The organism is uncultured Arenimonas sp. (assembly GCF_963976025.1).
Classification (GTDB): domain Bacteria; phylum Pseudomonadota; class Gammaproteobacteria; order Xanthomonadales; family Xanthomonadaceae; genus Arenimonas.
On sequence record NZ_CAXBJS010000114.1, the window covers coordinates 1 to 8,524 of the forward strand.

Annotated in this window: 9 protein-coding genes; 3 read left to right on the top strand and 6 right to left on the bottom strand. The window is 69.7% G+C overall.

Annotated elements, in window-relative coordinates:
• A partial coding sequence (locus AACZ35_RS09710; RefSeq protein ID WP_339828578.1) for a hypothetical protein occupies window positions 1-196 on the top strand: 196 nt, incomplete at its 5' end.
• A 25-nt stretch (window positions 197-221) separates the two neighbouring features.
• Here the strand turns inward: AACZ35_RS09710 and folE2 are convergent.
• The 6 genes from folE2 to efp all read right to left on the bottom strand — a co-directional run bounded on the left by folE2 (window position 222) and on the right by efp (window position 5,337).
• Window positions 222-1,196, bottom strand: coding sequence for a GTP cyclohydrolase FolE2 (gene folE2 / locus AACZ35_RS09715; RefSeq protein WP_339828579.1), 975 nt, complete (start codon window positions 1,194-1,196; stop codon window positions 222-224).
• 102 nt (window positions 1,197-1,298) lie between these two features.
• A complete protein-coding gene (locus AACZ35_RS09720) occupies window positions 1,299-2,066 on the bottom strand; it encodes a hypothetical protein (protein ID WP_339828581.1) in 768 nt (255 codons plus the stop codon).
• Window positions 2,063-2,719, bottom strand: a complete 657-nt coding sequence (gene gph, locus AACZ35_RS09725; RefSeq protein WP_339828583.1) for a phosphoglycolate phosphatase — start codon at window positions 2,717-2,719, stop codon at window positions 2,063-2,065. The genes AACZ35_RS09720 and gph overlap by 4 nt, the downstream gene beginning before the upstream one ends.
• The gene (gene ubiG / locus AACZ35_RS09730) at window positions 2,716-3,423 is read right to left on the bottom strand and encodes a bifunctional 2-polyprenyl-6-hydroxyphenol methylase/3-demethylubiquinol 3-O-methyltransferase UbiG (RefSeq protein ID WP_339828585.1); all 708 of its coding nucleotides are present in this window, start codon (window positions 3,421-3,423) and stop codon (window positions 2,716-2,718) included. The genes gph and ubiG overlap by 4 nt, the downstream gene beginning before the upstream one ends.
• Window positions 3,420-4,766, bottom strand: a complete 1,347-nt coding sequence (locus AACZ35_RS09735) for a TRZ/ATZ family hydrolase (RefSeq protein ID WP_339828588.1) — start codon at window positions 4,764-4,766, stop codon at window positions 3,420-3,422. Before AACZ35_RS09735 ends, ubiG begins: the two co-directional genes overlap by 4 nt.
• Before the next feature lie 4 nt (window positions 4,767-4,770).
• Window positions 4,771-5,337 carry an elongation factor P gene (gene efp, locus AACZ35_RS09740; RefSeq protein WP_339828590.1) on the bottom strand — a complete coding sequence of 189 codons (567 nt, stop codon included), beginning with the start codon at window positions 5,335-5,337 and terminating at the stop codon, window positions 4,771-4,773.
• Between the two features lie 43 nt (window positions 5,338-5,380).
• Between efp and epmB the strand changes: the two genes are divergently transcribed.
• Window positions 5,381-6,403: an EF-P beta-lysylation protein EpmB gene (epmB, locus tag AACZ35_RS09745; protein ID WP_339828592.1), complete on the top strand. Its 1,023-nt coding sequence runs from the start codon at window positions 5,381-5,383 to the stop codon at window positions 6,401-6,403.
• 98 nt (window positions 6,404-6,501) lie between these two features.
• A partial coding sequence (locus AACZ35_RS09750; protein ID WP_339828595.1) for an EAL domain-containing protein occupies window positions 6,502-8,524 on the top strand: 2,023 nt, incomplete at its 3' end.

The following is an 8,524-nucleotide window of genomic DNA, read 5'->3' on the forward strand; positions in this document are numbered from 1 at the left end:
GTTCGAGCTTTACGAAACCCGCGGCGGACGCTTCAACGGCCTCGATCCGAACGCGATCCAGCGGCCGACCTGGGGCCAGGCCCGCATTACCTGGGTGAGCTGCGAAATCGCCGTGGCCGAGCTTGAAGGCGCCGACGGCACCCAGGTGCTCACGCTCGAGCGCCTGGGCCGCACCACCGGCCTGGACTGCAACTAGCGTCCAGGCGGCGGCAGGCGCTGGCTCAGCGCGGCGCCAGGCCTTCGGGCAGGGCCGAATAACCACCCGCCACGCCCTTGGTGACCACGGCCACGGCGTCGTGCGGGTGCAGGCTTTCAAGATGCGAGGCGCGCAGCCAGAAATCGGCAATGCGCTCGTCGTCCTGCAGGGCAGCCTTCATGCGGCGGGCGGCGTCTTCGCAGAACATCAGGTTCTGGCCGTTGAGCAGGGCGAAGGCCTGTTCGTCCACGCGCTTTACAGCCGTCTGCACCGGGGTCTTGAGCGCCGCTTCGATGCGGTCGATGACTTCGATGATCGGGAAGTCCTGGAAAGACGGCACCAGGCGCAGCTTCACGTCGGCATGGCTGCGCTGGCTGTGCGGGGTGGCGCGGATGCCCTGCTCGGTGCCCAGCCAGGCAAGCACGGCCTCGCGATCAAGCGGCTTGCCGGCGGCGAAGTCGGCTTCGAACTGTTCCTGGATAAGCTGGCGCGCCAGCGCCGCCGAACACGGGCAGGTGCTCGAATACGCCACCGACACGCCCAGCTCCAGCGCGAAATGGCCGCGGTCCATCACCGCGGTGATGGTCACCGGATAGGCCTTCCAGCCGCTGTTGTCGCTGGCCAGTGCCGGGCGCCGGACCATGTGTTCGAAGCGCAGGCTGACCATCGCCCGGTCGGAAAGACCGGCGTGCGAGTCCAGGAACTCCTTCAGCAGCCGGCGCAGCGAGGCCGGCGTCGCCGGTTCGCTGGAAAGCAGCTTGTCCACGTGCAGGTACAGGCGCGACATGTGGATGCCGCGCACGTCCGGCTGGGTCAGGTTGACGAAGGCGTTCACGCGGGCGGCGGTGCTGGCCTGGCGGCCGCTTTCGCCCTGCAGGCTCACCGGCATCTCGATTTCGCCCATGCCCACCCAATCGAGCGCGCCTGCGAGGGCGCTGCGGGGCTGATTGGCCACGTCGGGCAGGACGCGGGCGGTGTTTTCGAAGTTGCTGGGGGCCAAGGTGGCTCTCCTGATCGGTGTCGCAGACAAGCTAGGTGGGGGGCAGTGCAGGCTACGTCAAGTCACGCGGCCGGTCGGTGCATCGGGACGCAACGTTGCATCTCAGCCGCGCCGGGCCAGGCGCCAGGCGCGCAGCAGGGTGGTGAAGGGTCCGGGCGGGTCGAAGCCGCGGCCGGCGGCCAGGCGCGCCAGCCGGGCCCGGTCGAAACCGCCGCGCAGGCGCCGGAACAGGCCGGGGTGGGCCGACGCCGGCGGCAGCGCGGCCAGCAGTTCGCCGGCCCAGTCGCGCAGCAGGGGCTCGCCCTGCCCGGCCGCCACCTGGGCGGCGGTGAGGCCATGGCGGGCCAGCAGGTTCATCGGCAGGCCGGCCTGGTCTTCGGCGGCCAGGCCTTCGGGCAGGCGGTGCAGCAGCAGGTGCACGGCCACCGCGTCGGCGTCGCGCGGGCCAGGCGCGGTGTCGAACAGCTGCGCTTCGGTGCGGGCAATCGCAGCGGCGAGCACATCGAATCGCTTCAGCGCCGCCGCGGTGTCGCCGGGACGCACCAGTGTCGCCGGCAGTTCAACCAGGGCGTGCACCAGGGCCGGCCAGTCGGCGGGCGTGCCGGCCAGCGGCGCGGTCACCGGGTGCCGGCTGCGACCCTCGGCCAGGCCCAGCAGTTCTTCGGCCCACCACTGGCTTTTGACTTCCGCCACGCGGGCGTCGCTGAGTTCGAAGGCGGCCTCGCGCAGTTCGTGCAGCAGGCTGCCCCAGGCGCGGTAGCGCGGGCGCTGCGCCGGCGGGCAGAACACTTCGGCCTGGGCCATTTCCGGCTCGCGCCGCTGCCACTTGGCGACGAAGTGTTCGATGGCCTCGCCGCGCGGCGCGTTCACGGCAGGTGCTCCAGCACCCCGCTGGCGTGGGCGGCGACGAACTCGGCCTGCCAGCGCAGCGGGTCGTCGCCGTCCTCGCGGTAACCCCACAGGGCGGCCACGCAGGGCATGCCGGCGGCCTTGGCGGCCTGGACGTCGCGCAGGTCGTCGCCGACGTAGAGGGCATCGCCGGGCGCAACGCCCAGCTGCACGCAGGCGTGCAGCAGCGGCGCCGGGTCGGGCTTGCGCGTGGGCAGGGTGTCGCCGCCCACGAGCACGGCGCAGCGCTGGCGCCAGCCGAAACCTTCGACGACGCCGCGGGCCAGGCCCTCGGGTTTGTTGGTGACGATGCCCCAGCGCACGCCGCGTGCGTCCAGCGCCGCCAGCAGGGTTTCGACACCGTCGAAGAGCGTGCTGTGCTCGGCCAGGGCCTCGCCGTAATAACGCAGGAACACCGGCAGCAGCGGCTCGCGCTGCTCGTCGCTCAGGTCGGGGAAGGACACCGCCAACATGGCGCGGCCGCCCTTGGAAACCACCTGGCGAAGGCGTTCGTAGGCCACCGGCGCGCGGCCGTGGTCGGCCAGCACCCGGTTGGCGGCCTGCGCCAGGTCCGGGGCGCTGTCCACCAGGGTGCCGTCGAGGTCGAACAGCACGACCGCGGGCGTGTTGCTCATCCGGGTTTCACCGCGCTGGCGAGGTAATTCACCGCGGTCGGGCCGCCGACCCAGGCCTTGCGGCGCAGCGGGTCGTAGGCCAGGCCCGACACATCCTGCAGCTGCAGGTCGGCCGCGCGCAGCCAGGCGCCCAGCTCGGACGGCTTGATGAACTGTTTGTAGTCGTGGGTGCCACGCGGCAGCAGCCGGGCTATGTATTCGGCGCCGACGATGGCCAGCGCAAACGCGGCCGGCGTGCGGTTGAGCGTGGACAGCAGCAGCACGCCGCCGGGCTTGAGCAGCCTGGCGCAGGCGCGCAGCACCGAGCCAGGGTCGGGCACGTGTTCAAGCATTTCCATGCAGGTGATGGCGTCGAAGCTGCCGGGTGCCTCTTCGGCCAGCGATTCCACCGACTGCAGGCGGTAATCGACGTCCAGGCCGGACTCGAGCAGGTGCAGGCGGGCGACTTCGATCAGCTCCGGCGCCAGGTCGAGCGCGGTGACGCGGGCGCCCGACGCGGCCATGGCCTCGCTGAGCAGGCCGCCGCAGCCGACGTCCAGCACGCGGGCGCCGGCGAGCGACACGCGCCCGGCGACATAACCAAGGCGCGCCGGGTTGAGTTCATGCAGCGGCCGCTGCGGACCCTGCGGGTCCCACCAGCGGCGCGCCAGGGCGCCGAACTTGTCGAGCTCGGCCTGGCTGACGTTGGCGCTGGCGGTGTTCATGCCCCACCCCGCAGGCCGGCGATGCGCTCGCGCCAGCGCCGGGCCTTGGCGCGGATGGCGTCGGTGTCCATGTCCAGCAGCTTGCCGCCGGCCAGGCGCGCCCTGCCGGCGATCCAGACATCGGACACCTGCTGGCGACCGGTGGCGTAGACCAGCTGGGAAATGACGTTGTGCAGCGGCTGGGTTTCCAGCGGCGACAGATCGACGCAGACCAGGTCGGCCAGCTTGCCCGGCTCGATCGAACCGATGCGCTCGCCCAGGCCCATGGCGCGGGCGCTGCCCAGCGTGGCGGCGCGCAGCGCGCTGGCGGCGTCCAGCGCCGAGGGGTCGCCCGACACGCCCTTGGCCAGCAGGGCCGCGGTGCGCATCTCGCCGAACATGTCCAGGTCGTTGTTGCTGGCGCAGCCGTCGGTGGCGATGCCGAGGTTGACGCCGGCTTTCTGCAGCTTCGCCACGGGACAGAACCCCGAGGCCAGCTTGAGGTTCGATTCCGGGCAGTGCACCACCGACACGCCGCGCTCGGCGCACAGGGCGATCTCGGCGTCGGTGAGGTCGGTCATGTGCACGGCCATCAGGCGGTCGTTGACCAGGCCCAGGCGGTCGAGCCGGGCCAGCTGGCGCATGCCGTGCGCCTTCATGGCGTCGGTGTTTTCCTGCGCGGTTTCGTGGGTGTGGCAGTGCACGACCAGGTCGAGCTGGTCGGCCAGCATGCGGATGCGTTCGAAGGCCGCGTCGTTGACCGTGTACGGCGCATGCGGCACGAAACACAGTGACACCAGCGGATCGCGCCGCCAGTTGTCGTGCACTTCCAGGCCCTTGTCGAAATATTCGTCCTGGGTGCGGGCCCAGGCGGTCGGGAAATCAATGACCGGAATGCCGACCAGGGCGCGAAAGCCCAGTCGCGAATAGGTGCTGGCCTGCACGTCGGGGAAGAAGTAGTTCTCGGCGCAGGCGGTGGTGCCACCGCGCAGCATCTCGGCCACGGCCAGCTCGATGCCGTCGGCGACGAACTCCGGTCCGATCACCTGGCCTTCGACCGGCCAGATGTGTTCCTGCAGCCACACCATCAGCGGCAGGTCGTCGGCGACGCCGCGCAGCAGCGTCATCGGGTTGTGGCAGTGGCTGTTGACCAGGCCGGGCATGAGCGCGGCCTCGGGCCGCGACACCACCTCGGCAGCGCTGAAGCGTGCCCGCGCCTGTTCGCGCGGCAGCACGGCCAGGATGCGGCCGTCGCCGATGGCAACGGCGTGGTCTTCAAGCACCACGCCCGCAGGCTCGACCGGGACCACCCAGCCGGCTTCGATCAGCAGGTCGCAGGCCTGCGGCGCGGTGCTCGTGGTCATCAGGTCACTTGACCCGGGAGACGTACTCGCCGGAGCGGGTGTCCACCTTGATGATTTCGTCCTGGTTGACGAACAGCGGCACGCGGACCACGGCGCCGGTCTCGAGCTTGGCCGGCTTGCCGCCGCCACCCGAGGTGTCGCCGCGCACGCCCGGATCGGTTTCAACGATCTTGAGCTCGACGAAGTTCGGCGCCTGCACGGAAATCGGCGTGCCGTTCCACAGGGTGACGACGCAGTCTTCCTCGCCCTTGAGGTAGTTCTTCGTCTCGCCGATGCCGGCCTCGTCGCACTGCACCTGCTCGAAGGTGTCGGGGTCCATGAAGTGCCAGAACTCGCCGTCCGCGTACAGGAAACGCATGTCGGTATCGACGACGTCGGCGGCCTCGAGGCTGTCGGTAGCCTTCATGGTCAGCTCGACCGTGCGGCCGGACTTGATGAAGCGGTACTTGATGCGGGTGAAGGCCTGGCCCTTGCCCGGCTTGACGTACTCGGTGTCGGTGATCACGCACGGCTCGCCGTTGACGATGATCTTCATGCCGTTCTTGACGTCGTTCATGCCATAGCTGGCCATGCGTAGCTCCTGAGTGTCGCGGTTACAATGGGTGTAGCCGCCTATGATAACCGCCCCCGCCCCTGCCCTGCAGCCTGAACCGCCCGCCCCACCGGGGCGGTGGCAGCAGCTGTGGCGCGACGCCGTCCGCGACCCCGCCGAACTGCTGAACCTGCTGGGCCTGGAAGACCTGGCGGCGCGCGTGTCGCCGGGGGCCGCCAGGCAATTCCCGCTGAGGGTCCCCCGTGGATTCGTCGACCGGATGTGCCGCGGCGACCCCCACGACCCCCTGCTGCGCCAGGTCCTGCCGCTCGACGATGAAGACCGCCAGGTGCCCGGCTTCGACCTGGACGCGGTCGGCGACCTGGCCGCCGGCGGCGGCACCGGGGTGATCCACAAATACCGCGGCCGGGTGCTGCTGGTGGCTACCGGCAGCTGCGCCATCCACTGCCGCTACTGCTTCCGCCGGCACTACCCCTACGCCGAACAGACCGCGGCCGCGGCCGGCTGGCGCGAGGCCCTGGACTACCTCGCCGCCGACACCAGCGTCAGCGAGGTCCTGCTGTCGGGCGGCGACCCGCTGTCGCTGTCCACGGCCAAGCTGGCCGAGTTCACCCAGGCCCTGGCCGGCCTGCCGCACGTGCGCCGGCTGCGCCTGCACACCCGTCTGCCGGTGGTGCTGCCCGAACGCGTGGACGATCAACTGCTGGCCTGGCTGTCCGGCCTGCCCTGGCCGGTGGTGGTGGTCATCCACGCCAACCACGGCAACGAAATCGACGACTCGGTCGCCGCCGCCCTGGCCCGCCTGCGCGCCACCGGTGCCCAGGTGCTCAACCAGGCGGTGCTGCTGCGCGGGGTCAACGACTCCCTGCCGGCCCTGTCGGACCTGTCCGAGCGCCTGTTCGCCGCCGGCGCGCTGCCCTATTACCTGCACCAGCTCGACCGCGTGGCCGGCACCGCCCATTTCGAGGTTTCCGACGAACTGGCCCGGTCCCTGCACGAGGGCCTGGCCGCGAGCCTGCCCGGTTACCTTGTTCCCCGGCTGGTGCGCGAAGTGGCCGGGGCCCCCGCCAAGACCCCGCTGTAAACGAGTACCCCCAAGGTCCAGGATGTTGCCCCCGCCGGCATTCTGGTATTGTCTCAATCCCCCCGTGCAAGCCATTGATACGTAAAGGAGTGCCCCGGATGGCACAGCAGGATGCCGTGATCCGTTTGCTCCTGGTGGAAGACCGCCTGGACGACGCCGAACAAATCATCAGCCACCTGCGCAATGGCGGCATGGCAGTGCGCCCGCAGCGTCCTGAATCCGAGGACGAGCTTGTCGAAATACTCGGCAAGCAGAGCATCGACATCGTCGTTGCTGCCTTCGAAGCCGGTTACCTGCCGCTGGCCACCGTGCTCGAGCGCGTCACCGCCACGGGCAAGGACATCCCGGTCATCGCCTCGGTGACCACCCTGGACGAAAAGACGGCGCTGGCGGCCCTGGCCGCGGGTACCCGCGACGTCGCCATCCGCGGCCGCGCGGAACACATGCAGGCGGTGGTGCGCTCCGAGTTCTCCGCGCTCCAGGCCCGCCGCGGCCTGCGCCATCTTGAAGCCGCGCTGCGTGAAACCGAACGCCGCTGCGACGCGCTCATCGCCTCCTCGCGCGACCCGATCGCCTACGTGCACGAAGGCATGCACATCCGCGCCAACGACGCCTACCTGGAAATGTTCGGCTTCGAGGACTTCGAGGAAATCGAAGGCCTGACCGTGCTCGACCTGATCGCGCCCCAGCACGCCGACAACTTCCGCCAGGTCCTGAAGAAGATGAGCAAGGGCGAGGCACCGCCGCGCCAGCTCGAACTGCAGGCCCAGCGCACCGACGGCAGCACCTTCGATGCGGTGATGGAATTCACCCCGGCCACCTACGAAGGCGAAAGCTGCCTGCAGATCGTCTTCCGCCAGCAGACCGTGGACGCCGACATGGTCGCCGAGCTCGACTCGCTACGCCAGCGCGACCAGCTCACCGGCCTGTTCAACCGCCAGCACTTCATGACCGAACTCGAGGCCGCGGTGATGCGCGCCACCGAGGGCAAGGGCAAGCAGGCACTGCTGCTGATCGAACCCGACCACTACGAGAACCTGCTGGCCGAAGTGGGCCTGGCCACCGCCGACGACCTGATCCGGGGCGTGGCCGACCGGCTCAAGGGCGCGCTGGACGAACACACCCTGGTGGCGCGCATGAGCGACCACGGTTTCGCCGTGCTGTGCCAGGACCACGACCACACCCATAGCCAGGCCCAGGCCGACCGCATCCGCGAGGCCTTCAAGGACCACATCCTGGAGCTGGGCGAACGTTCGGTGAACCTCAGCGTCAGCGTCGGCGGCGTGCAGATCGGCGAGCGCATCGCCTCGGTCACGCAGGTGATGGCCAAGTCCAGCCAGTGCCTGGCGTCCTGCGAAGGCATGGGCGGCAACCGCACCGAAATCTTCGACCCGGCCGCGCGCGACCGCGCCGAGGAAGAGCGCATCCAGGCCTGGGTGCAGCGCATCCGCGAGGCCCTGGCCGGCGACCAGTTCGTGCTGCACTACCAGCCGATCATCAGCCTGACCGGCGCCGAGGAAGAAAACTACGACGTCTACCTGCGCATGAAGGGCCCGGCCGGCGAAATCATCCCGCCGGTCACCTACCTGTCGATCGCCGAAGAACACGGCCTGCTCGACGACATCGACCGCTGGGTCATCGGCCACGCCATCGGCGTCATCGCCGAACGCGCCAAGGCCGGCAAGACCACCAACCTGTTCGTCAAGATCACCCCGGCCTCGCTGGTCGAAGGTGGCCTGGAAACGCACATCGCCGAACAGCTCAAGGCCCACGGCGTGGCCGGCGAGCGCCTGGTGCTGCAGATCCCGGAATCGAAGGTGTTCACCCACCTCAAGTCGCTGCAGTCCTTCCAGAAGGCCGTGTCCAAGCTGGGCTGCCGGGTCGCGCTGGAACAGTTCGGCACCGGCCTGAACTCCTTCCAGATGCTCACCCACTTCGAGCCGGCCATCCTGAAGATCGACCGCAGCTTCATCACCGAACTGGGCAAGAACCCGGACGTGCAGAAGCAGGTGCGCGAGATCGTGGAAAAGGCCCACGACGCCGGCAAGCTGGCCCTGGCCGAATTCGTCTCCGACGCCGGCACCATGAGCGTGCTGTTCGGCATGGGCGTCGACTTCGTCG